The following is a 1,096-nucleotide window of genomic DNA, read 5'->3' as shown; positions in this document are numbered from 1 at the left end:
TACTTAAACCACGCCGGCGCTGTTACTTTCGAATGCTGGGAAGAACTGGAGCGCCTGCCACCGTGGGCAAAGCTGGAACTCTTGTCCGAGGAGTTGGACGTGAAATTTCCGGAGGGTACAGGAGCGCGGCCTCTGCAAACCATTGCGCGGCTTCTGAACTTTCGGAACACAATGGCGCATGGTCGCACCTCTGAGCTGCAGTCAAAACTCAATCGCACCACGGAAAACTATCATCAAGCGTATGGCGAGGATTTGCTCGCCGACTGGGAGCGCTTGGTTAGATCGAGTGATTTTGCTGTTCGAGCCAGAGAAGATGTTCGAGCTGTAATAACGCGCTTGCATGAGGCGCGACGCGATGAAAAAGAACACCTGTTCACTTTCGGCATGGCCTCTTGTGGCGCGACTTTGGTCGAAAAGCCCTGATCCGCTAAGTTGTAAAACTCCACAACCTCAGCGCGCCCCCTGCTGTGCCTGGCCTGCATTGAATTTCCCCGCCTACACATGCAGGCCTAATCCTTCCAAAAAAGATCGATCAGGAATCTGAAAACACCAATTATTTGGCATTTTGGAATTTTTCACCCAATGAAACCGAGGCCTTCGAAGCTACCCCATTCTTGATCGTCCTGAACGCCTCTGTGCAACCGATCTTCATTTCCTTTCAAAACTTTGCACTCTGTGAAATTACCGATCGCCTGCAGAACCCCACCGCCCGCCTAGTCCGCAGGTCTGTTTGCACTACATCCGAATTTGCACAAAAAAAGGACGCAAGGCCCGTCGGCGAGAGGGGGATAAGTGCGTTTTCAACTGTTTTTTTCTTCGCCCGACGTTTTTCCTCCGCACCTCTCACCAATGCCCTGATAGGTTTTTCATCGGGCAGACTCAGCCCGACTACCTTCCATTGACATACTGTTTATACATACAGTATACCAGTGAGCTGACGAGGGTAAGGATGATGAACCAGGAACACGTTGAAGTACTGGCTGATAAGTCCAGGGCGATCGCGCGGTGGAAAGTGATGCTGCGGGACGATGTCGCGTTGCTCGATCATCCCGGAGCTCACCATAAAGCTCTGTTTACTCAGGCGCACGCTCTGCAC

Annotated in this window: 1 protein-coding gene; it reads left to right on the top strand. The window is 52.1% G+C overall.

All coding sequences use genetic code 11. The features are described 5' to 3' along the window. On the top strand, positions 1-423 hold a 423-nt coding region (locus AC1DLB_RS30695), incomplete at its 5' end, for a hypothetical protein (RefSeq protein WP_477786366.1). Between the last annotated feature and the right edge of the window lie 673 nt (positions 424-1,096).

This window comes from Pseudomonas sp. 05N434 (assembly GCF_056396965.1).
Note: the sequence above shows the minus strand (reverse complement) of the source record. Positions and strands in the feature narration are given on the sequence as shown.